Annotated in this window: 18 protein-coding genes and 1 pseudogene; 10 read left to right on the forward strand and 9 right to left on the reverse strand. The window is 45.7% G+C overall.

Annotated elements, in window-relative coordinates:
* Position 1 precedes the first annotated feature (1 nt).
* The 3 genes from QT998_RS19080 to QT998_RS19090 form a co-directional block, all read right to left on the reverse strand.
* The gene (locus QT998_RS19080) at positions 2-1339 is read right to left on the reverse strand and encodes a sensor histidine kinase (RefSeq protein WP_333117036.1); all 1338 of its coding nucleotides are present in this window, start codon (positions 1337-1339) and stop codon (positions 2-4) included.
* The gene (locus QT998_RS19085) at positions 1332-4136 is read right to left on the reverse strand and encodes a hybrid sensor histidine kinase/response regulator (protein WP_333117033.1); all 2805 of its coding nucleotides are present in this window, start codon (positions 4134-4136) and stop codon (positions 1332-1334) included. The genes QT998_RS19080 and QT998_RS19085 overlap by 8 nt, the downstream gene beginning before the upstream one ends.
* Positions 4137-4246: 110 nt before the next feature.
* A complete protein-coding gene (locus QT998_RS19090; RefSeq protein WP_333092088.1) occupies positions 4247-4834 on the reverse strand; it encodes a Uma2 family endonuclease in 588 nt (195 codons plus the stop codon).
* Positions 4835-4899: 65 nt separating this feature from the next.
* Between QT998_RS19090 and QT998_RS19095 the strand changes: the two are divergent.
* From QT998_RS19095 to QT998_RS19105, 3 genes and pseudogenes are all read left to right on the forward strand, one after another.
* A pseudogene (locus QT998_RS19095) lies at positions 4900-5445 on the forward strand (HD domain-containing protein).
* Between the two features lie 71 nt (positions 5446-5516).
* Complete coding sequence (locus QT998_RS19100) at positions 5517-6650, forward strand: ABC transporter ATP-binding protein (RefSeq protein WP_333117031.1); 1134 nt, start codon at positions 5517-5519, stop codon at positions 6648-6650.
* Positions 6651-7166: 516 nt separating this feature from the next.
* Positions 7167-7571, forward strand: coding sequence for a hypothetical protein (locus QT998_RS19105; protein WP_333092095.1), 405 nt, complete (start codon positions 7167-7169; stop codon positions 7569-7571).
* Between the two features lie 75 nt (positions 7572-7646).
* Here QT998_RS19105 and QT998_RS19110 read toward each other — a convergent pair whose 3' ends face one another.
* The 3 genes from QT998_RS19110 to rbfA form a co-directional block, all read right to left on the reverse strand.
* The gene (locus tag QT998_RS19110; RefSeq protein WP_228049921.1) at positions 7647-7880 is read right to left on the reverse strand and encodes a DUF4327 family protein; all 234 of its coding nucleotides are present in this window, start codon (positions 7878-7880) and stop codon (positions 7647-7649) included.
* 357 nt (positions 7881-8237) lie between these two features.
* Positions 8238-9917 carry a glycoside hydrolase family 3 protein gene (locus QT998_RS19115; RefSeq protein ID WP_333117028.1) on the reverse strand — a complete coding sequence of 560 codons (1680 nt, stop codon included), beginning with the start codon at positions 9915-9917 and terminating at the stop codon, positions 8238-8240.
* Between the two features lie 130 nt (positions 9918-10047).
* The gene (gene rbfA / locus QT998_RS19120) at positions 10048-10494 is read right to left on the reverse strand and encodes a 30S ribosome-binding factor RbfA (RefSeq protein WP_333117026.1); all 447 of its coding nucleotides are present in this window, start codon (positions 10492-10494) and stop codon (positions 10048-10050) included.
* 644 nt (positions 10495-11138) lie between these two features.
* On the opposite strand from rbfA, the gene sipA reads away from it, so the two are divergent.
* The gene (gene sipA, locus QT998_RS19125; protein ID WP_333117021.1) at positions 11139-11360 is read left to right on the forward strand and encodes a regulatory protein SipA; all 222 of its coding nucleotides are present in this window, start codon (positions 11139-11141) and stop codon (positions 11358-11360) included.
* 417 nt (positions 11361-11777) lie between these two features.
* Here the strand turns inward: sipA and QT998_RS19130 are convergent, their stop codons facing one another.
* A complete protein-coding gene (locus QT998_RS19130) occupies positions 11778-15104 on the reverse strand; it encodes an EAL domain-containing protein (RefSeq protein WP_333117016.1) in 3327 nt (1108 codons plus the stop codon).
* Between the two features lie 571 nt (positions 15105-15675).
* On the opposite strand from QT998_RS19130, the gene QT998_RS19135 reads away from it, so the two are divergent.
* On the forward strand, positions 15676-16116 hold the full coding sequence (locus tag QT998_RS19135) for a pentapeptide repeat-containing protein (protein WP_333092102.1): 441 nt from the start codon (positions 15676-15678) through the stop codon (positions 16114-16116).
* A gap of 242 nt (positions 16117-16358) precedes the next feature.
* On the opposite strand, the gene crtH is transcribed toward QT998_RS19135, so the two are convergent.
* Both crtH and QT998_RS19145 read right to left on the reverse strand, forming a co-directional pair.
* Positions 16359-17903, reverse strand: a complete 1545-nt coding sequence (crtH, locus tag QT998_RS19140; protein WP_194010220.1) for a carotenoid isomerase — start codon at positions 17901-17903, stop codon at positions 16359-16361.
* A gap of 122 nt (positions 17904-18025) precedes the next feature.
* Positions 18026-18277, reverse strand: coding sequence for a hypothetical protein (locus tag QT998_RS19145; RefSeq protein ID WP_333117014.1), 252 nt, complete (start codon positions 18275-18277; stop codon positions 18026-18028).
* Between the two features lie 383 nt (positions 18278-18660).
* Here QT998_RS19145 and QT998_RS27555 point away from each other — a divergent pair, with 383 nt between their 5' ends.
* The 5 genes from QT998_RS27555 (at position 18661) to QT998_RS19165 (ending at position 22479) form a co-directional block, all read left to right on the forward strand.
* Positions 18661-18768 carry a helix-turn-helix domain-containing protein gene (locus QT998_RS27555; protein ID WP_333117011.1) on the forward strand — a complete coding sequence of 36 codons (108 nt, stop codon included), beginning with the start codon at positions 18661-18663 and terminating at the stop codon, positions 18766-18768.
* 204 nt (positions 18769-18972) lie between these two features.
* A complete protein-coding gene (locus QT998_RS19150; protein WP_333092104.1) occupies positions 18973-20094 on the forward strand; it encodes an RNA-guided endonuclease InsQ/TnpB family protein in 1122 nt (373 codons plus the stop codon).
* A gap of 136 nt (positions 20095-20230) precedes the next feature.
* Complete coding sequence (gene upp, locus QT998_RS19155; RefSeq protein ID WP_333117104.1) at positions 20231-20881, forward strand: uracil phosphoribosyltransferase; 651 nt, start codon at positions 20231-20233, stop codon at positions 20879-20881.
* Positions 20882-21357: 476 nt separating this feature from the next.
* Positions 21358-21825 (forward strand): TMEM165/GDT1 family protein, encoded by a 468-nt coding sequence (locus QT998_RS19160; RefSeq protein ID WP_333092106.1) that lies wholly within the window; start codon positions 21358-21360, stop codon positions 21823-21825.
* Between the two features lie 360 nt (positions 21826-22185).
* Complete coding sequence (locus tag QT998_RS19165) at positions 22186-22479, forward strand: TMEM165/GDT1 family protein (protein ID WP_194067192.1); 294 nt, start codon at positions 22186-22188, stop codon at positions 22477-22479.
* Positions 22480-22495 lie beyond the last annotated feature (16 nt).

Genomic DNA, 22495 nt, shown 5'->3' on the forward strand with positions numbered 1-22495 from the left:
ATCATCTGTATGCTGCCCCAACACAGCTCGTTTTCTGAAAGTCTTTTACAGCGAGATCCTTCACCGAAATTGAAATCACAAACTCTGTACCTTCACCTAAATTTGAGTTGACTTCTAAAGTTCCAGAGTGTTTCTGGACTACGATTTGACGGGCGATCGCCAATCCTAGCCCTGTTCCTTGGCCCACGGCTTTAGTTGTAAACAGATGATCGAAAATTTTTTGCTTCACATCAGGAGTCATGCCAATCCCATTATCTTGAATTCGGATCGCCACCCGATCTTCAGACAATTGGGTTTTGACAGTAATTTGGTTACAGTTGGCTTTGATCTGAGCAAAACTGCATCCTTGATTTGATTCCTCAACGGCATCGATCGCATTTGCCAACAGATTCATAAATACCTGATTCAACTGTCCCGCAAAGCATTCTACTTTTGGTAAATCACCATAGTCTGTGATGACTTTAATTTCCGGGCGAGATTCATTGGCTTTGAGGCGATGCTTGAGAATCAAGAGCGTGCTGTCAATGCCCTCGTGGATATCGAAAAAAATAGGGCGATCGCAATCAGAACGCGAGAAAGTTCTTAAACTGGTGCTGATCGTGCAAATACGAGCCACTCCTTGTTCCATCGAATCCATCAACTTAGGTAAATCTTCTCGCAAGTATTCCAAGTCTATTTCCTCCACAACTTCCTGTAGTTTGGCACTCGGATGAGATAGTTCTTGCTGGTATAAATCGATTAGTTGAAATAAATCTTTAATATAATCTTTAGCAGGTTTGAGATTGCCAACCAGAAAGCCGAGCGGGTTATTAATTTCGTGTGCGACACCCGCCACTAAATTACCCAAAACAGACATCTTTTCGCTGTTGATTAACTGAATTTGAGATTGTTGGAGTTGTGTGAGTGCGGCTTCTAAATCAGCGGTTTTTTCAGCTACACGCTGTTCTAGATTTTTGGTTAACTGCCGTAGCTGCACATGAGTTTTCACCCGTGCTAGCACCTCAATTTCTTGAAAGGGTTTGGTGATGTAGTCCACAGCACCTAATGCAAATCCTTTCAACTTACTCTCAGCATCGGAGAGAGCGGTCATAAAAATGATAGGAATGCTGGCTGTTGCGGGATCTGCCTTCAGACGCTGGCAGGTTTCAAAGCCGTCAATTCCTGGCATTTGAACATCAAGCAAGATCAAATCGGGAGGATAAGCTCGGACTCGCTTCAGAGCGCGATCGCCGTCGATCGCGGTTGCTACTTCGTACCCCGCATCACTTAAGGTTTCACAAACCACTTCTAAGTTCGCAGGGGTATCATCCACCACCAGAATTAATTCTGGACTAGACATCTGTTTTCTCCTCTGTCAGGTATTGTTTCAGCAATTCTTCAATTTCTTCGGCTTTAAATTGCTTGGCCAGGTTAATGATTTTTGAGGCAAAACCAGCGTAACGAGGGTTGGATTGAGCAAGATGCTCTGTGTATTCTCGCAGCCGTTTTAAGTTGCCTTTGTTTGCCAGATCTAGTAATTCATTTATCTCTAAAATGTCAGGAATTATTATTTCTGGCTTTTCTAAAGTAGTCGTCAAAGTGGATGCTTTAGACTCGTTGGATACTTGAATTTCATATTTCCACTTTAATTCTAAATGAGTGGCTAAAAGGTTAAATAATTCACTGACATTCACTGGTTTGTCTAGGAAATCATTTCCCCCTGCATCTAAACTCATCTGTCGGTCGGCTTGTGCCACCGATGCAGAAGAGACAATAATCTTCTGGTTTCGCAAATTATGTTCGCTGCGAATTTGTTCGAGCAGTTCAAAGCCGTTCATGACTGGCATCATCAAGTCTGTAATCGCTAAATCTGGTGGAGAATGTCGGATTTTTTTCAATGCTTCAAGTCCATTTTCGGCCTCAGTCAGCAGGAATCCGAGTGGCTCTAGCAAGTTGACGAGAACGGCTCGGTTTTCCCAACGATCATCTACTACCAGAATACTGCGTCGTTCTCCTTCGTAACCAATAATTTGTTTTCCAGTTGCGATCGAGTTTTGCTGTGCCCAATCGGTAGCGATCGCCAGTTCCACCTCAAAAAAGAAATTACTACCAACTCCGGGTTGGCTTTTAACTTGGATTTGTCCGTTCATGAGTTGGACAATTCTTTGAGCGATCGCCAGTCCTAAACCGGTACCCTCGGATTGGCGCTGGCGATCGCCCACTTGTTCAAAAGCCTGAAAAATTTTATCCAATTGGTCAGGTGCAATTCCAAAACCGGTATCTTCGACTTGAAATCCGATTCTGCGAGTGGACGGATTGGCATGATTCTCAATGACGTTAACCTTAAGCTTAACATAACCTTGGTCGGTGAATTTAATCGCATTTCCTAGCAGATTGAGCAATACTTGGCGCAGCCGTTTTGCATCAACAAACATCCCTTCAGGCAACTGGGGATCGGGATCGTAAACGAAATTAATGCTTTTTTGGTCAGCACGAATGCGACAGATTTCAGCGACACCTTGAATGAATGAGGGAAAGTGAATCGCTTTAGGTGTAAGTTCTAGTTTGCCCGCTTCAATTTTGGACAAGTCCAACACATCTTCGATCAGCCCCAGCAAATGATTTCCGCACTGGTGCATGATTTCTACCCCATGACGTTCTTTCGCTGGCAACGCGGTACTGCGTTGGAGGATTTGAGCGTAGCCCAAAATACCGTTGAGGGGAGTGCGGAGTTCGTGGCTCATGTTGGCAAGAAATTCACTCTTTGCTTTGTTGGCATTATCTGCTACTTGTTTTGCACACTGGAGTTCGGCGGTGCGTTGTTCAACTCGCTGTTCTAGCTGTTGGTTAGTTTGCTCTAGGGCGGTGAAGGAATCGCGCAATTGCTGCGCCATGCGGTTAAAGGATTGAGCAAGCACATCCAGTTCTTTAACACCAGAGGCGGCGACGTTTTGGTCGAGTTTTCCTTCGGCGATCGCCGACGATGCCTTACCAATCTGCAAAATTGGTCTAGCAATCCAGCGCGAGGTGTAGATACCCAAAACCGTTGCTAATCCTAATGCGCCCAAGCACAGCCAAATCGTGTTGACTGTGTTGGCATTAATTCGTCCCATAAAATCTGATTCGGGCATGGCGACGACTACCAGCCAGTCCAATCCCCATTCATCCTGCCAGGGAGTTACTTGAACAAACTCCCGCTGACTCTGGAGCTGAAAGTCTAGCTGCTGAACAGTTTGAATTCTTTTGAGATCGCCGAAGCGATCGCCCAGATGCTTTGACGTGGCTTGAATTAAAGCGTCCTGACTCTCAAAGCCGCGCAGTCGGTGAGGTTTGCCGTTTGTCACCGAAAATACGGGCGCATCGCTAGAGCTGCCAACGAGAAATCCGTTGCGTTCGAGAATGAACACTTTGCTGGATTTACTAACCTTAATTTCACGTAAAAAGTCACTAATTTGTGAAAGGCGCTGCTCCACTCCCACACTGCCGATCAACTGATTATTCTTGTCATAAATGGGGCGACTCGTGGCGATCGACAGCGGGTAGTTATTGGTCTCCCATTGATAGATTTCGCTCCACCCAGGCTTGCCTGTCTCGGCACCTTTAGCGTACCAGCCTTCCTTCTGGAACTGATACGCTTTGGTGGTTTCAAACATTTTAGTTGGCTGGCTTCGGTCATTCGTCATGTAGTTGTACAAATCAGGATTGCCGTACCGCTTAGGTAGCACCAGGCTAATGTCAGGATTGCCGTGGTTGAGAATGGTTGATTCGCGGTAATATCCCGATGCGATAAAGTCGCCCGTTTTAGAGCCGTAGAGGATATAGCCAACGTTGTAGGTTTTTACCTGCTTTGCAAAGAATTGAGCGAGGCGATCGGCATCCTGTAAGTTCAACAATCCCAGGTCAATTTGCTCGCCGTTAATTTGGGTCAAATAGCGGGTTGCAGCGGCATAGCTGTCGAGGTGCTGATCCACACGGTTACTCACCTCCCTTTGCAACTTAGTCGCTAGTTCATTCACTGCTGTTTGTCCGTTTCGCAGCGACAGATACCCTGTCAATCCTACTACCGCGAAGATTTGCAGGACGAAGGGAACAACCAGACAGGTTCGCAGGGAAACCTTTCTAAAGGCTGGAGTAGTAATTGGGGATTTAGAGAGCATAATTTTTAAAATAGTAAATATAGAGTAGCCCAGAGACGGCGGTCTGCTCCGATAAGTTAGCAGAAAGTTTCTATTTTGTTGAATGATAATAATTTATTCTAATCAATTCCTCAAGTTAACAATTCACTGACTGCGATGCTAAAACCTGCAAGTATAGTTTGGGTGTTAACAACTTCATTCGCATTAAACAAACGCCAGCCTTGGCCTGCATTCACAAATACTAATCTCGCTTCAGGAAATAGCAGCCAGACTTCCTGACAGCCAGATTCCAAATATTCCTGAGCTTTCGCAAATAAGTCTTCGCCGCTGTCTTCCGGCGAAGCAACTTCTGCTATCAGGGGAAAACTTTGGGAAAATGCTGTAAAATTGCCTGATGGCGGCAGCAATTCGGGAGTGATGTAAGCGACATCGGGACGGCGGCCCTGTTTGGCAGTTCGGCAAAGTGTTTCGGTAAGAACTTCTCCTCCCTGTCCGCTGGAGTCTTTGTGAATTCCCCAGTAACGGGCTAATTTAGATTGAGCCACACCGTGTTTAAATGTCATGCCTGTTTTTTCCACTAAGTTACCGTCAACCCACTCCATTCTCTCCGGCGGTTTGACGAGAAATTCTTCCAAAGATATAACATTTTTGGGTTGTGTTTCGGCAGATTGTTCGGAATTTTTAGGAGGTGTTTCTGGTAAGATTAAAGTAGCTGTCATCGTGATTACCTCGCTTTACTCAAACATTCAAATCAATACTTTTACTCAACAAATACTCTATTGCAATGATACTCTCAAGCCGTTTTTCTGAAGCCCTCATCTATGCCGCCGAATTGCACGCAACTCAAATCCGCAAAGGTTCGGGCGTTCCGTATATTGCTCATTTGTTGGGTACTGCTAGTATAGCTTTAGAGTATGGGGCTTCGGAAGATGAGGCGATCGCAGCTTTGCTTCACGATGCGATCGAAGATCGAGGCGGCCCGCCCACCCGCGAAGCTATCCGCCGTCGGTTTGGCGATACCGTCACAGCGATTGTAGACGGCTGTACCGACAGCGACGCAACGCCGAAACCCCCTTGGCGGCAGCGAAAAGAAGCCTACATCGCCCACATTCTCACAGCTTCTGGCTCAGTCAGATTGGTCTCGGCGGCTGATAAACTTTATAATGCGCGATCGATCCTGAAAGATTACCGTCAATGAGGCGATACTGTTTGGGAACGCTTCCAAGGCAAAAAAGAAGGTTCTCTCTGGTATTATCGTTCGTTAGTAGAAGCATTCCGCCAAGCTGAGTTAACGCCGATCGTTGAAGAATTAGACCGCACAGTTTTATAATTAACCAAGCTTTCTGAAGACAAAAAGTAAAAATCAACAACCAATAACTAATAACCAATAACTACTAACAAATGGCCAACGTTCGCTTAGAAAATATTACCAGACGCTACCAAAACGTCACCGCAATCGAAAACATCAGCTTCAAAATCCCGGATGGGGAATTTTGGGTATTAGTCGGGCCCTCCGGCTGCGGGAAATCGACAATTATGCGGACGATTGCAGGTTTAGAAACTGCCACTTCTGGTAATCTTTATATTGGAGATACTTTAGTTAACAACATTCCGGCTAGACAGCGGGATGTCGCAATGGTGTTTCAAAACTACGCGCTTTATCCGCACATGACTGTGGCCGAAAATTTGGCTTTTGGATTGCGGATGCGGAATGTTGACTCGACTAAAATTCAAGAACGTGTCGAAACTGTAGCCCGATCGCTCTCGATCGACCATCTCCTCAACCGCAAGCCGAAACAGCTATCGGGCGGACAGCAACAGCGGGTAGCACTCGGAAGGGCGATCGCCCGCGAACCGCAAGTATTTCTCTTAGACGAACCGCTTTCTAACCTCGACGCGCAACTGCGAGATGATACTAGGGCCGAACTCAAACAACTGCATCAACGGCTGGGAATTACCACGGTTTACGTCACCCACGACCAAGTAGAAGCGATGACTTTAGCGGATAAAATTGTAGTTTTAAATGCGGGGAAAATTCAACAAATCGGATCTCCGCAAAGCATTTATGCCAAACCAGCTAACCGCATGGTTGCAACATTTTTAGGCAATCCAGCCATGAACATTTTGCCGGCAATTTATGCTAACGAATCCTTTATTTTGGGAGATCAATCTTTAGCCTGTCCGCCCTCACTGCAACAAAGATTGCACCCTAGAGAAGGACAAGGATTTGATTTAGGCATCCGTCCTGAAAATATAGAAATTTTTAAGCCGCAAACAACAGAAAAAGATGATTTGAAAATCGATCTTTGGGCTTTAGAAAAAGTCCCTCTGGAGGTAGAGGTAAAAGTAGTGGAACCTCTGGGGCGAGAAACTTTAGTCCGGGCGAGTTTACCTTTGTTGAACGCTGAAACTACTATACAGGTGCAAGTACCCGCGAGTGTTCGCTTGCGTCCGGGCGATCGGCTGAAGGTACAGCTTGACTTCGATCGACTATTTATCTTTGACCCCTCCACGGGCGAGGCGCTGTATCCTTAACTGGATTCAACATCAAATCTCACAATCTCAAATCTTCCATAGATTGTCTCGGAATCACCCTGAGTTCAGAAACCCGGTTTCTTCCTAGATTTCTCGTTCTCAAATCTCACTATCTCAAATCTTCCATAGATTGTCTCGGAATCACCCTGAGTTCAGAAACCCGGTTTCTTCCTAGATTTCTCGTTCCCGACGCAAATTTTGCTCAGAAACCGGGTTTCTCGCCGTCGCAGTGCGTAATTTTTCTCAAATCGACAATGGAAAATCCACCGATCCATCCACAGCCGAAGTCTCGATCGCTCATTACAAAACTTTACACTTGACGTTTCTCAAGTTACAGAGTAATGGTAAAGTTAGTATGTTCGCAAGGAAAAACCGTCCCCGAGAAACTGATATTTCCTGATTCCGGGCGATCGCGATCGATAACTTCGGATATTCCCCCAAAAAGCGGCAACCCCGCCCCATGGGGAGTAACTCGCGAACCAAAAACTCCCAACCGCCTTCTAGCGGCATTTGTAGATGAATCCCGACAACCTGCCTCAAATCCTGCAAACAGGATTTCACCTGACTTTAGGTGCAACTTCTTTTTTCATTGAGACCTTGCAAGATCCCTTAAAGCGAGAAGAAAATCTGGACAAACTCCAGTCAGATTTGAGCCTTCTCGCGGATGAGTTGCTGGAAAAAGGGGAAATGACCGAGAAAGAAGCGCGGAATTTTGTCGATACAATTTTCTCCCCACCGGGCGAGAAGGATAATGCAAGCAGCGACGAATCCGTCTCCCACCAGCAATCCGATACACCAACTGACACTTTTTCGGAGTCGGTTGGACAGGCTGATGTAAAACAGATTCAAGAATTAACTGCACAGATGGCAGCGCTGAGGGTTGAATTGGAAAAGTTGCGCGCCGAAAATTCCCAGGATTAAAGAATTCAAAATTCTTTAACACCGCCGGAGTTTAGTTGCAAACTTACTTGCAAATTTATTTAACGGAACTAAACTTTAGTCATTGTCCCATTTTTCAGAACCGATCAGGTCGCCGATGCGATCGCGCAGCAAGAAGTCCCATTTTTCTAGTTCTCCCTCGACGCAAGACCACTCTCTGGGCGGGATGAACTGACAAAGCGTGTAGATTGGTTGTTGTCGGCTAAGTACGCCCTCACGCACGAGATGGCGCGCTTCATCTTGGATAACATCTAAAGAGTAGTGAAGTTGGTTAATAGTTGAGTTAATCATGATGCGCCCTCAAGGTTTTACTAAAAAAATTATGTCCCTGGTAATAATATAATCCAAACTTCCGAATATGTAAGTTATTTTTTTTCTGTATACACATATACTCTTCACCGATCGATTTAAAAAAGTTATAGGAATGATGAGCAAGCGATCGGATCTGTTTTCGGATTTTGAAACGCAGCAGATGTTCCAGGCTAGCAGGCGGCGGATGTGCTACAAAGCTGCATTACAACTCAGACATCAGTGTCCGATTCCCGGTTGCTGAATGCTTTGCCGCCAGCAGCAAAATTTCTGGGGACAAACCGGGTATATCGATTCAATTGCTTAGCCTGCAAAGGAAATATTCAGGAGTCCGACTGTTCAACTATTGCCCGTTTTGTCAGTACCGAACAGCAATTCTAAAGCGAGGGATTGCGCGGCCGGCATTTGCCCGAAACAAAATACATAAGGAATACTGGGAGGCAAATGTGGTAAAAATTGCTCTAAAACGTAGGGACTGCCGTAAATTAGCACAGCTTGCAGTTCTCCGGTGCTTAATAATTTCTTAAACCAATCTCTCGCTGCTTGGGTTAAATCGGCACTGCCTCGGAAACAATTACCGCGAATAAAAATTTGTAGCAGTGTCGGAGAGAAATACTCTGCACTTGCATTATGGGCGATCGCACCTGTGCGATCGTCAATTAGTTGCAATTCGTAACCCAACTCTTCGGGCCGGGCGATCGCCGGAGTGTGTTTTCCCAAAAACTCGCAACCCAAAACATCATCTACAATAATCAAATTCCGCAAAAACTGGTTTTCTGAGGGTTTTTTCGCTATTAAAGGTAGATTTCCCCCAAACTTTAAAGAATCTCGCAAAATATCGGCTGCCGTTGCCCTTGCTTCGGGATTGGCCAGCAAACCTAAGTCGATCGAGTCGATCGACTTTGAATTCTTGCTTTCTATATCAACAACAGCAGTTTGATTCTTACTCCCCCCCTTAGCAAGGGGGGGTTGGGGGGGGTCAAAAATCGACAAACCTACCTTAATTTTCGCCTGCCAAATTCGCTTGACAGATTCCTTGATTTGTGCTATTGAAATCCGTCCTTGAGTGACAGCTTCACAGACAGCCAAAATCGCCCCTTCCGGGTCAAGCGGCATCAGCAAAATATCAGCACCAGCCTCAGCCGCCAAAACAGCAGCCTCGTTATGGCCGTACTTATTGGCGATCGCGCCCATCACCAAAGCATCAGTCACGATCAAACCTTCAAATCCCAACTCTTCTCGCAGCTTCCCGATCAAAATTTTGCGAGAAAGAGTAGCAGGAAACTCGGAATCCCAAGCCGGAATCAGCAAATGAGCGCTCATCACAGCATCGACTCCGCTGGCGATCGCCCGGACAAAAGGAGGCAACTCAACCTCGGTCAATCTCGCTGGCGAATGCGGCAAAACCGGCAATTCCAAGTGAGAATCAACCGCAGTATCTCCGTGGCCGGGAAAATGCTTAGCTGTTGTCAAAACCGGGTGTTCGCCTGCGCCGCGAATAAAAGCACTGGCTAATTTGCCAACAATTTCCGGCGTTTCGCCAAAAGCGCGGACGTTAATCACGGGATTGTCGGGATTGTTGTTCACATCAACGACTGGCGCGAGAATCCAATTAAGACCGATCGCCCTAGCTTCGATCGCAGTCACAGCGCCCATTTGTTCAGCATAGCGATCGGCCGCTGCTGCATCGTGCCGCGCAATTTCGGCAATAGCCATCGGTGGCCCGAACCAAGTCGCCCCGGCGAAGCGCTGGCCGACACCTTCCTCAATATCAGCCGCCAGCAGCAGCGGAAATTTTGCCCAAGACTGCAATTGGTGCGATCGAACCGCCAACTCAGCAGCACTTCCCCCCACCAAAATCACCCCGCCCACGCCCAATTTTTCCAGATAATAGCGGAGTTTGCTAGCCGTTGGTTCCCATTCGGGATAGCGAATTTGGTGGTCGAACAAGCAGCCGGAAGCCCGCACTACGAACATCTGGGCTACCAATTCGGGCAAGGAAAGATTGTCAATAATCATGAATTTGTCAGTTGTCAGTTGTCAGTTGTCAGTTGTCAGTTGTCAGTTGATAAGAGCGGTGGATGGTGCGTGCGGGCCCTCTTAGTTGTCAGTTGGCGGTTGTCAGTTGGCGGTTGACTAGCTTCAGATACTAATCCTCGTCTGTTTTCACATCTTCATCATCATCATCATCATCATTTTCATTGCCATCCGCCAATTCTTCGTCATCAAACATACCGGGTTTGCGATCGGCAGAAAGCTGATTTAGCAGTATCAGCATTTTATCCCCGCGTTCTAGGGAACGGTCTTCGAGAAATATCACTTCCGGCGTCCGGCGCAGTTGCACCCGTTGGCCTAACTGGTTGCGGACATAGCTAGTTGCCGATTTCAAACCTTCCATAGTCTCGGCCTTTGCCTCATCAGTACCGTAAATGCTGACAAAGATTTTGGTATGCTGAAGGTCTCCCGAAACAATTACATCGGTAACGCTAACCATACCTGCACCTACCCGATCGTCCTTAATGCCGTTCAGCAGCATCAGGCTAACTTCCCGCTTAATCATTGAAGCTACGCGCTCAATGCGACGACTTGTAGCCATACCAACTATCCCCTACTTTTAGATCGGCCGTTTTCATCCCAATAGACAATTGTAGCGCGATCGGTCAGGGGTGTTACGGGCGATCGTCCGAGTTAGGGGTGAGACACAGCTAGGAAAAAAATGTTTGATAACCGCTGTGGTGAATATATAGCTAATATAGAGACCTAGATTGAGATACAGCTTAGAGGGAAAAAATGTTTGATTGGATTGTCAAAACCGTAGCCGATGCTTCAGGGGTAACTAACCAGCTAAAGATAGCTGAATGGGCAAGATTGAACAGGACTAACCCTTTCGACATGGGAGCCAAAAACTACCAACGATGTGTTTATGACTTAGGATTAGGGGGAAAATATCATGAACTTGAATATAACAAAGATGGCAGCCTAAAATATCAATGATTTTGCCGTACTTTCCTTGATTGTGCTTCATAATTCCCATTTTATTGTCCATTACTAATTAATCAATCAAACACAAACATTCCTTTCCCATCCGCCGCTTGGGGACTAATTTTTTTTCAATTTTATAGAATAAACCCAACTTTGTAAAACTCCATAACATTGGAGAGATAGTAAGATTATTAAATCCATCCGCGTATCCGTGTTAAAATTCCTTTATCGCCGTGTTTTTTTTAGGGCGCAAAACTCATGGAAAAAGAATTTGCTATCGGTCAAAAAGTGCGAGTTGTGGCGATGCCGCCCTACGTGAAAACTGCCGAACCTATGCCGATGCTGCGGCCTGCAAATTTAATTGCGATCGGCGCTGAGGGTGTTGTACTCGATCGGCGTCCCGGCAATTATTGGGGCATTCGCTTTGAAAAAGGTGCTTTTCTGTTAGACAGTCAGTACATAGAAGCAGTTGACAGTTGACAGTTGACAGTTGGCAGTTGGCAGTTGGCAGTTGGCAGTTGGCAGTTGGTAGTTGTCATTGGGAATTGGGAATTGGGAATTGGGAATTGATATCACAATTAAAATCTGCCTTTTCCTTTTTGCCTTTTGCTTCTTATCTAGACTTATTGCATAAATCTTTATTTAATTGATATGTCAACAGCAGATGCAAGGCCGATTAAGACTGATAGACGCAGATAATTTAAAAAAATGATCTCGAATTAATGTATAGCCTTTCTCAAAAAAGTGAGATATGCCCTATGCCCTATGCCCTATGCCCTATGCCCTATGCCCTATTCCCTATTCCCGACACTACCTCATCTTTCGCTTGAAAGGCTATAATAGGTGTTCATTACATCCGTTAAATTTGCTAAAATATTCGTTGCCAAACTTCCATTTTTAAGAAGCTAACTTTGCTTCCAAAGTTAGAGGATTAACCGGAAAATCTTCCAATACTTCCTCTATATGGGGAGATGTAAAGTTACAGGGTTGGGGTTTTCCTAAAAAATAACCTTGAGCGTAATCTACCCCAAGTTCCTTGATCTTATCCATAATCGCTTGATTTTCGACATATTCGGCAATAGTTTTAATTCCCATGACGTGAGCAATCTTGGTGATAGCTTCCACCATTGCGATATCAATAGGATTATCTGTAATATTTTTAATAAAATTACCATCAATTTTGATATAATCAACGGGCAAGCTTTTCAGGTAAGCAAAGGAAGACATCCCGCTGCCGAAGTCGTCTAAGGCAAACTTGCAGCCGAGTTCTTTGAGTTTCCAAATTAAGCTTGCTGCTTTGCTGAGATTGGCGATCGCCACGGTTTCGGTAATCTCAAAGCAAATTATTTGTGGCGGTATTTGATGGATAGAAAACTGCTCCTGAATAAACTCGATCAACTTTTCTTGGTTGATGCTGTCGCCAGAAAGGTTGATTGCATAAAGGCTGGGATATTTGCCAAAGGAGGATTGTAAATTAGATTGGGGATATCCAGCAGGCAAGGTAACAATTCGAGCGCTTTCTGCTTCTGGGTTTTGGACTAATAAATTGGCTGTAAATAATTGAGATAAGTTGCTAAATAAAGTGCGAATTACCCAGCGATCGATCGTCTGCATCAAGTTGTAGCGTTCGGCGGCGGGAATAAACGCCATCGGCGACACTAACTGACCGTTTGCAAGCTGGAGGCGCAGCAAGATTTCGCAGTGGATGCCGGTGGCTGACGGGTTGAGCAAATGTACGATCGGCTGAGAGTACAAGCGCAAGCGATTCTCTTCTAAAGCTTGATTAATTTGCACTACCCACTGGGTTTCGCCGTGCTGTTTGATTAATTCCCGATCGCCCGATCGATAAATCTGCACCCGGTTGCGGCCTTTATTTTTAGCAGCATAGCAGGCTAGATCGACCGCGCTCAACACCGCAGATGTCGATGTTGTTTTGCGATTAATTGCCACCAAACCGATACTAACGCCGATCGAAAAAGTTTTGTCCTGCCACCCAAACCGGAATTTTTGAATGCTTTGCAGCAGCAATTTTGCAACATCTAAGCCCTGTTCTGGGGGGAAATTGTACAGGAGTACAGCAAACTCATCGCCGCCGATACGCGCCAAAATATCGGTTTTGCGGATATTGCTTTTAAATAGCTGGCTGACTTGGCGGAGCAGTTCGTCGCCTGCAACGTGACCTGCTGTGTCGTTAACTATTTTGAAGCGATCGAGATCGAGGTAAAGCATTACGTGTTCTTCGCCGTAACCTTGAGCGCTGTGCAGGGCGTGTTCTAGCTGATATTCAAATTCGCGGCGGTTGACCAATTGCGTCAAGGGGTCGTGAGTTGCCTGCCAGGTTAGCTGCCGCGCTTGAGTTCGCACTTGGGTGACATCTCGGAACACAACGACGGCCCCGATAATTTGGCCGTTGCTGGCGTGGATGGGGGCGACGCAGTGGTCGATCGCAAATTCGCGGTTGTGGCGAGCAATCAGCAAGCTGTTGTTTCCTTGGTCAACTATTCGACCTTCGTACAAAGCGATTTCGGCGATATTTTTGATCGGCATCCGGGTAGTTTCGTCAACTATTCTCAGCACGCTGGCGAGGGGCAAACCTTTTGCTTCCGAGGTTGACCAACCGGTGAGTTGTTCAGCAACTGGATTGAGGGTAGAAATGAAGCCGTTGCTGTCAGTAGCGATTACGGCATCGCCGATCGATTGTAGAGTAACTTGAGCGAGTTCTTTTTCCTCAAAAAATGCTTGTTCCATGCGCTTGCGATCGCTAATATCCCGCTGCACGGATATCCAGTGAGTGACTTTCCCCAACTCGTCAGCAACGGGTACGCTGTTGAGTTCCACCCAATAAGTAGAACCGTCTTTGCGGTAGTTGATCAATTCCAAGCGCAGCGGTTCAAGGCGAGAGAAAGCGCGGCGAATTTTGGCAACTTGAGCGCCGTCGCTGTCGGGGCCGCGCAGACAACTGGGTGTTTGGCCGATAATTTCTTCGGGCCGATAACCGGTCATTTGGGTAAAAGCTTCGTTGACGTATATGATGGCGGGATCGGAGATATCGCTGTTTCCCGCATCCATAATCACGATCGCATCGTTAGCGTTAACTACGGCCGATTCTAGGAGTTGCAGTCGCACCTCGGCCTGCTGGCGGGTAGCGATTTCCGTTTCCAGCCGGCTGTTAGTCAAGCTGAGGGAGACAATCGCTTTTTGCAATTCGCTAGTTTGTTGTGCGACTAAATCGTGCAGCAGATCGATCGCCCCGGACATTTCCATCGGATCGAGCACGCGCAGCAAGCTACTTTGAGTAACTATTCCCAACAGTTCTCCGCGTTCGCCCCTTACTAGCAACCTGCGGACTAAACGCTGCTGCATTTCCTGATGAGCTACCCACAGCGAGTCTTCTGGCTTGAGACTAAATAAGGGGCTACTCATCACTGTGAGGGCGATCGTTTGCGACAAATCTATATCTAAAGCTTGAAATTCCACAATATCCCGTTCTGTGACGATACCTACGGGAATTGGGAACGGCAAATTCATCGATAACTCTCTGGGTTCTGTAATTACCACGCAGCTAACGCGGTGCTGCGCCATCAACTCAGCTAAACTCAGAACAGACGCTGAGCGAGGCGCTTGAATGACTTCTGCGGTCATTACTTCTTTGACGCTGTGCATTTTTAAGATATTTGCCGGTTGCACCATTGCTTGGCGAATACTTTCTGGGGTAATTACTCCTAGGAGTTGACCGCTGCGATCTAATACTGGCAGGTGGTGAATTTTATGTTGGCTAAGCAGAATTAGGGCGCTAAAAATGTCTCGATCTTCATCATTTGTCAGCGTTGCCGTCGGCTGTCGCATCACTTCTGCGATCGTAATATGTTTTAAATTTTTGCCGGAAGCAATCAAATCGACGAGATCTCTCTCGGTAAAAATTCCTTGTAATTGACAATTTTGAGCAGATTGCCAGTTTGATTTTTCTAGAGATGTTTCCACCACAAAGACGCAGATCCCTCTGGCATCTCTGAGGATGTTTGAGGTGTGCGGATCGGCAATTTCTGTTAGCTGCTGGTAGAGATTGGTTGTTGGAATATCTGCGTTTAGAGGACAAGTCGGGCGCTGTTGGCCCATGAGCGTAATTACTTCTGCTAATGGGGTATCTGGCGCAACTGTCAAGGGGGAGCGGTCAATTACTCGATCTAAAGTTGGCAGATACTTGGAGGAATCGTTTTTGAACATAATTTAATAGATTTTTGCGATCGCGCTGGCTCTGCGACATTCCAAAAAAGCCCTGCTTTCCAAGCACTAGCTGGAGTTTTACAGCGCTGCTGAGACAGCATAAAAATTTCTTGTAAAAAATGCACCTGTTGTTTGGCCCGGTAGCAGGCCGGTGACGGCTCTAGCTCTACCTACAAAGTTATAAGCCGATCTTTATTTTAAGTTAAATTTTGAGTCTCGTGACACTTTTATTAAAAATAGTGTGTTGGTTTTGATTTTTTTGGCGATCGAGTTACCTGCTACAACGATCGATCGCGTTATCAATCATATCCTTCTTTAGAAAGACACATTTACGGACGATTTTGGCTAATATAGAAGATGTTACTACAAAAAAGCACTGTCTTAAAGTTGGGCATTGTTAAGTTTTGCGACATTACATTTTGCGAGCTTTAGAAAACCATCTGTGCGCTGTCAGAGGCAATCGATATCACAGTAGATATGTGATATAGATTGCAAGTTGCGAAAACAACCGTGGTAAAATTGTAGATATAAACAGTAGAACTTAAACACATAATAGGCAGAGGCAAAAAATATGAAACGTTATCTATTAACCGCAACTCTTTTAATTGCTCCCTTACTGTTCGCCGGCCAAACCCGTGCCGAAAATCCGGCTCAAGTAAAACAGTTACTGTCAACCGGCCAATGTTTTCAGTGCGACTTGTCTGGAGCAGATTTGACCGGTGCTCATTTAATTGGTGCAGATTTGAGAGAAGCAAATTTGCAAGGTGCTAACCTCTATCGCGCTAACCTCGAAGGTGCTGACTTGACGGCTGCTAACTTGACTGGTGCTAACTTAACCGCAGTTTTCTTGACTAACGCCAGTTTAAATGATGCAGACCTCGATCGGGCAAATCTGACCGCAGCCATCATCAACACCGCCGACGTATCTGGTGCATCAATGGAAGATATGACCATTACCGATGCCAAAATCTACAATACCAAAATCGGTGTCGGCGGCAGCTACGACCAGTAAACTCTTTTTAAAGAAAGAATGCAAAGCACCCTTTTTCAGTTAAAAAACCCGGTTTCTCCCCAGAAACCGGGTTTTTAGTTTTTAGCGAGGATTTTAGTCCTTTATTTGTTTCTTTCTTTCTTTCTTTCTTTCTTTCTTTCTTTCTTTCTTTGTTTGCGGACTGAATTCCGAACGATCGAACCTGATTGGGGTTATTTTAGCCGATAGCAAATCAGATTTTCTCGGTATGTCCTGAAAAAAATCTAAAAACCCAAATCCACAGCAATTCGGTGCGCGCAAGCAAATCCAGAAAACGCCACTGCATTTAAACCCTGTCCCGGAAACGTACTGTCGCCCACACAATACAAACCAGGCATAGAAGTTCGATTAAACGGCATTCCCAACAAACCCATTAACTTTTGTCGCGGAATCGGCCCGTAAGTTCCGTCTTCGCGGCCCAAAAAGCGGCGGTGAGAACGCGCAGTCCCCACTTCCATATAATCCAAACCAGCATCTAAACCGGGGAAAATTGTTTCTAATCGGTCAATAATTCTCCCCGCAGCCTCTTCTTTTTTCTCCTCGTATTCCTGCGCCGCCAGTCCTTCCCACTCTTCCATCCAACTCGAAGTAAAAGCGTGAACGATGTGATATCCTGCCGGAGCTAAATCCGGGTCTAGCACGGTCGGAATTGAGACTAAAATAGTTCCCTCCGGCGCTTCCATTTTGTCCCAAGCTTCTAACAAAATGTGGTGGCAGGCAGTACCGGCAGGGATGGCGCTTGCTTCCACTCCCAAATGTAAACTCAGGAAACTGGGTGCTTTTTGATAGCGCTGCTGCCATTTCTTCTCGCTAGCTGGCATCTCTTCTGCCGGCAGCAATTTTTCAAAAGTATCCCAGCGCGTGGCGTTAGAAACTATTCGCTTGGCGCGGTAAACTTCGCCCGTTGCGAGTTCGACTCCGACAGCGCGGCCGTTTTCTGTGATAATTTTTTTTGCTTTAGCTTTGTATTGAATTTTTCCGCCGCATTTTTCTAATCCTTCGACTAATTTTTGGGCAATTTGACCGACTCCGCCTTTGGGATAATTTATGCCGCCGTAATGTCTGTCGGAAAATACCATTCCGGCGTTAATCATCGGTGTTAAGTCTGCGGGTACTACAGACCAGTAGTAGCATTCCATGTCGATAAATTTCAGTAAAGTCGGGTCTTTTATGTAGCGCCGCGCAATGTCGCCAGTATTTTGAGGCAAATATTTTACTAATCCCAAACAGGCTAAAGGATTTTGAAAGAAGACTCGCACCAGATATCCGGGTTCTTCTAGGGATAGCAATTCCATGCCGTTGAGGCAGTTGAAGACGTTCCAGCATTCGCCATAAAATTTCTGGATTCCTTGGCGTTCGTGGGGGAATCTGTCGATTAATTCTTGCAAGTATTTCTCATAAGGCTGGGGAACTTCCAAATCCAAGCCGTCGGGTAGGTGATAGTGAAGCTGTACGGGGTCGGGAATTGTTTCTAGGGTGACGTTGACTGCTTTGAGGGCGCGGGTGAGGAGGTTGGTGGTGCCGCGCTGTCCGAATCCAAATATCATGGAGGCTCCGACATCAAATCTGTAGCCTTCTCGATCGAAATATCCAGCACTACCGCCGGGAATTGTGTAGCTTTCGAGCACCAAAACTTTGGCTTTCTTGGCTGCTAGCTGGGTGGCTGTCACGAGTCCGCCAATGCCGGAACCGATGACTATCACATCAAACTCTTGCTCTGTAGGGCCGGAGTTGGGAGAGAATAACTGGGATTGAGTAGGAGCTGACATTGGGTTAAAAATCTTAATATTGAGATAATTTTACAGTCGATCGCCCTTCCTGAACTCTTGCCTCTACGATTTTCCCTCTACCTCTGGTGTGTAAGCCTGTTCTAACCTATAGCTTCTAGCTTCTAGCTTCTAGCTTCTAGCTTCGGATGCCTTCTTGTGTCTTCCCTCTTCCTTCTTCCCTCTTCCTTCTTCCCTCTTCCTTCTTCCCTCTTCCTTCGGATGCCTTCTTCCCTCTTCCTTCTTCCGACCGACTTACATCCGTTACATCCGTTACATCCCGTACATTGCTCGTTGCCGAACTTCCCTCTTCCTTCTTCCCTCTTCCTTCGCAAGGCTTCTTCCTTCCAAAAAAAAATGCGGGGACAGTCTACCATTGCCGACTGCCCCCGTCTGCCGATCCTTTGAGAGGAGAACACTAAAAATTACTATAGCCTTGTTGCTAATTAATGTCAATACTATTGGAAAAATATTTCAATAAGTTGGCGGCGGTCGGCAAACCAAGCCAGTTGTAGGATTTGAGATGTTCCATTTTCGATTTGAGATTTTCGATTAACTAACAGCCGGGAAGTCCCTCGGTATATTTAGAGGGGATATCTCGGAGCGCTTGCGCGGAGTACCCCGAATAAATTACCGCAGGGATGTCCAGAAGCGTCGGTCGTCGCGGACGTAGCCCGACAATTATATTTTCAATGTATTTTCCAAAAAGTGAAGCAAGGAAAATGGTAAATTAAAGTAGGTCGAAAAAAGGAAGTTTCCAATGCAGCTAACGTACAAATACCGCCTCAAGCCCACAAAAGCCCAACTGACAACAATTGCTGCCCACCTAGAACTCTCTCGCAGACAGTATAACTACCGCTTAAGTTAAAGATTTAGATGGTGGGAAGCAACAAGAACACCTGTCAACGCCTGCCCTCTGACAGCATCTATAGTCCCACTTGAGGAAATTTATCAAAATATTCCTTTAACCAGAACGCAAACGAGGGATGGTAGAAAAAAGGATGATTCAGGCAACTCTCTCACTAAAAAGGGTGATATTTTCTCGAATATTGAAGCTGGTTATATTCAATGGTTGAATATTCAGTTAGCTGATCTAAAAAACACCAAGAAGCTATTTCCTGATTACAAAAGCTTGGATTCCCAAGTTTTACAGGATGTGGTTAACAGAGTGGAAACTTCCTTTTCAAACTTTACGACCCCCGATAAAAACGGCAACCGTAGAGGCAAACCCAAATTTAAAGGTTTCCACTACTACAAATCGTTTACTTATCCTCAATTAGATCATCTCAATCTTATCAAGGATGAACCAAACAGAATTTGCATCAACCTTGCAAAGATAGGTCAAGTGCCAATAGTTTTTCATAGACCAATACCGACAGGATTCAAGGTCAAGACGGGAACAGTTATCAGAGAAACCGATGGGTGGTATATTTCCCTAGCGCTAGAAGACAAAACGGTTCCCGTAACGGTTGCAGAAATTCAACCGACCGTAGAAAATAGTATCGGTATTGATTTGGGAATCAATAATTACGCTTACCTTTCTAATGGCGAAAGGGTTGAAAATCCTAAATTCTTGAGAAAGTCTGCTGAGAAGTTAGCAAGGCTTCAAGCGAAACTCGCCAACAAAGCTAAAGATTCTAAAGCTTGGCAGATTATCAAAAGTAAGATTTCTAAGCTTCATCAATTTGTCGCTAGAGCGAGACTTGATTTTCAATTCAAAACAGCGCCTTACTTATTTAGCAAGTGCGATGTTTTAGTAATTGAAGATTTGAGTATCAGGAATTTGACCAGACGTGCCAAAGTCAAGACAGATATTGACAATGGTAACTTGGTTTATTTACCAAATGGTCAAGCGGTTAAAAGTGGTTTGAACAAATCAATGCTTGATGCTGCTCATGGTGAATTTGCTACCGTCCTCAAATATGTTGCAGGGAAATTGGGTAAAAACGGTTTATTTATTGACCCCAAGGGGACTTCTGGGCACTGTTGGAATTGCCTCAATAAAGTGCCGAAGGAATTATCCGACAGATGGCATTCTTGTCAGTGCGGAGAGTCTTTGGATAGAGACGAAAATTCAGCCAAGCTTAGAAAAAAGATTGGATTGAGTTATGAAAGTGGCGGTGGTTCTACGTCACTCAAAAAAGCCTTTGCAAAAAAGGAAAAAGAAGCCTGCGGTTTAACGGTACTCCGTTAACCGTCAGGTTTGTTCACAGATTGTGATAAGTTGCACAGAGCGATCGTTAGCGAAGCCCGCCCCTACGGGGGCTACAACGAAAACGATCGCTCTGTGCATAAAATCTCTGAAACCTAGCAATCTCGGCAATTTCCTCATGTCCCTGCAACTGCGCGTTTACGTTCCTCCACATCCGTTAATCAAACACTGGCTGGCTGTCGCCCGCGACGCGGCCACCCCATCGGTACTTTTTCGTTCTGCGATGACAGAATTGGGAAGGTGGCTGGCCTACGAGGCAATTCGAGAGTGGCTCCCGACTGTGGAGACAACGGTGCAGACACCTTTGGCACAATGTCCGGCGACGTTTATCAACCCGGAAGCTCCGTTAGTTGTGGTACCGATTTTGCGGGCGGGTTTGTCGCTGCTGGAAGGAATTCAGACGGTGGTGCCGCTGGCTTCGGTTTACCACCTCGGTATGGCAAGGAATGAGGAGACGCTGCAACCGATTTGTTATTTGAATAAATTGCCGGCGCAGTTTAACCCCCAGACGCGGGTGATAATTAGCGAGCCGATGCTGGCAACTGGTGGGACGATTGGAGCGACTATGCGGGAGTTGACTTCGCGGGGAATTGATCCGAGCTTGATTCGGATTATTTCTGTGGTGGTTGCTCCTCCAGCTTTGAAGATGCTGAGTGCAGAGTACCCGAATTTGATTATTTACACGGCGACGATCGACGAAACAGTCAACGAACAGGGTTTTATTGTACCTGGTTTGGGTGATGCGGGCGATCGAACTTACGGCACCTAATACAATTTTAGATTTTGGATTGTGGATTTTGGATTGTGGATTTTTGATTGAAAAATTGATTCCACAGATAAATCTCGCGGTTATATCATTTTTCCCCAATCGTGCAACTGTAGGGAAGTGTCATATCATGTGCGATCGATTACCATAACAAAAATGGAGCGCGCGTGCCGAATGCGAGTCCGCACCGCAAGAGCGGACACCATGACGTACTACGAACCTTACTGATTGCGGTCAATCCATCGGACATGATATCAAACCCATATCCAGTGAATCATCCCCAATCTAAAATCTAAAATCTAAAATCTAAAATTGTCTGGTTCGATTTCTCCGTATTTAGGCGCGGTGAGTGGTTTCTGGAATCAGTTTCTGGAAACTCCGGTAAAAAAGATTACCCGGACGCCAGTAAAATCAGGCACAGAGAAAGTTAAGATTAAAACTATAAGTCAAAAATAAATAGCGTTTAGCACTCATTGCCCGTGAAACTTGATTCTTTACCGCCAAGCTTGTCTGGTTCTGACTCACCCACCCCCAATTCCGACTTGCCGCAACACCTACAAACACAAATAATAGAGGCTTCTAAGAGTTGTGCTGCTTTAACCCCGGAGCAGGTTGAACTCTCAGTGAGTACAAATGCCGATATTTGTCATGAAGAAAAAGGACTGAAGCCCAACCACTGGGCAATTTTTGCTTCGACGTTTGCAACTATTTTTTTTGCTGAAATTGGAGACAAAACTCAGCTAGCGATTTTGCTGATGACGGCTGAATCTCGGAATCCTTGGATTGTTTTTGCGGGTGCGGGTTCAGCTTTGATAGCAACCAGTTTGCTGGGGGTTTTGCTGGGAAGGTGGATGGCTAGTCGGATTGCTCCGAAAACTTTGGAGAGAGCTGCTGGGGTGATTTTGCTGGTGATTGCGGCGGCTTTGCTGTGGGAAGTGCTGGGATAAATGATTTTAGATTTTAGATTTTAGATTGAAGAATTGGTAACTATATCACGTCCAGTTGCACTCATACATGATGTTAACTGTTAACAGTCAACAGTCAACAGTCAACAGTCAGCAGTCAACAGTCAACAGTTAACAGTCAACAGTCAACAGTCAACAGTGAATTTACTATTCGGATGAAGAGAGGATTTGATATTACTGATTGGGTGGGGATAAGTTGCAAGAAACCTGGTTTCTGGCTGCATCTTTGGGTGAAACCGAAGATTTTGGAGAGAAACCTGGTTTCTGGGAGCCTGTGGGTAAGTCTACAAATTCAATCGGTGCGCGTTGTGCGCCCTACAAATTCATAACTAAAAAATAAACATGGATTGGCAACTTTTAGGAATAACTTTTATGACGGTGTTTTTGTCAGAATTGGGTGACAAAAGTCAATTAGCTACGATCGCCCTTGGTAGCAGTTCTAACTCGCCCAGGGCTGTATTTTTCGGCACTGCGTCGGCGCTGTTGCTGGCTAGTTTAATCGGTGTTTTGGTTGGACAAGGTACGGCGGAGGTGTTACCGGAACAATTGGTAAAGACGATCGCGGCGATCGGATTTGCGGTGATGGGCTTGCGGTTGCTGTGGCCAAAATCTGATGAGGCGGAAGCTTCCGAGTAGGATTGACTGAAATATA

It is taken from the genome of Microcoleus sp. S1D4 (assembly GCF_036700765.1).
GTDB lineage: Bacteria > Cyanobacteriota > Cyanobacteriia > Cyanobacteriales > Microcoleaceae > Microcoleus.

Coding starts and splice junctions, on each gene's coding strand:
- QT998_RS19130 (WP_333117016.1), bottom strand. CDS start 15,104: ATGTTCAAAAACGATTCCTCCAAGTATCTGCCAACTTTAGATCGAGTA.
- QT998_RS19135 (WP_333092102.1), top strand. CDS start 15,676: ATGAAACGTTATCTATTAACCGCAACTCTTTTAATTGCTCCCTTACTG.
- QT998_RS19090 (WP_333092088.1), bottom strand. CDS start 4,834: ATGACAGCTACTTTAATCTTACCAGAAACACCTCCTAAAAATTCCGAA.
- QT998_RS19165 (WP_194067192.1), top strand. CDS start 22,186: ATGGATTGGCAACTTTTAGGAATAACTTTTATGACGGTGTTTTTGTCA.
- QT998_RS27555 (WP_333117011.1), top strand. CDS start 18,661: ATGCAGCTAACGTACAAATACCGCCTCAAGCCCACAAAAGCCCAACTG.
- QT998_RS19115 (WP_333117028.1), bottom strand. CDS start 9,917: ATGATTATTGACAATCTTTCCTTGCCCGAATTGGTAGCCCAGATGTTC.
- upp (WP_333117104.1), top strand. CDS start 20,231: ATGTCCCTGCAACTGCGCGTTTACGTTCCTCCACATCCGTTAATCAAA.
- QT998_RS19080 (WP_333117036.1), bottom strand. CDS start 1,339: ATGTCTAGTCCAGAATTAATTCTGGTGGTGGATGATACCCCTGCGAAC.
- rbfA (WP_333117026.1), bottom strand. CDS start 10,494: ATGGCTACAAGTCGTCGCATTGAGCGCGTAGCTTCAATGATTAAGCGG.
- QT998_RS19105 (WP_333092095.1), top strand. CDS start 7,167: ATGAATCCCGACAACCTGCCTCAAATCCTGCAAACAGGATTTCACCTG.
- QT998_RS19145 (WP_333117014.1), bottom strand. CDS start 18,277: ATGGTAGACTGTCCCCGCATTTTTTTTTGGAAGGAAGAAGCCTTGCGA.
- sipA (WP_333117021.1), top strand. CDS start 11,139: ATGGAAAAAGAATTTGCTATCGGTCAAAAAGTGCGAGTTGTGGCGATG.
- QT998_RS19100 (WP_333117031.1), top strand. CDS start 5,517: ATGGCCAACGTTCGCTTAGAAAATATTACCAGACGCTACCAAAACGTC.
- QT998_RS19110 (WP_228049921.1), bottom strand. CDS start 7,880: ATGATTAACTCAACTATTAACCAACTTCACTACTCTTTAGATGTTATC.
- QT998_RS19085 (WP_333117033.1), bottom strand. CDS start 4,136: ATGCTCTCTAAATCCCCAATTACTACTCCAGCCTTTAGAAAGGTTTCC.
- crtH (WP_194010220.1), bottom strand. CDS start 17,903: ATGTCAGCTCCTACTCAATCCCAGTTATTCTCTCCCAACTCCGGCCCT.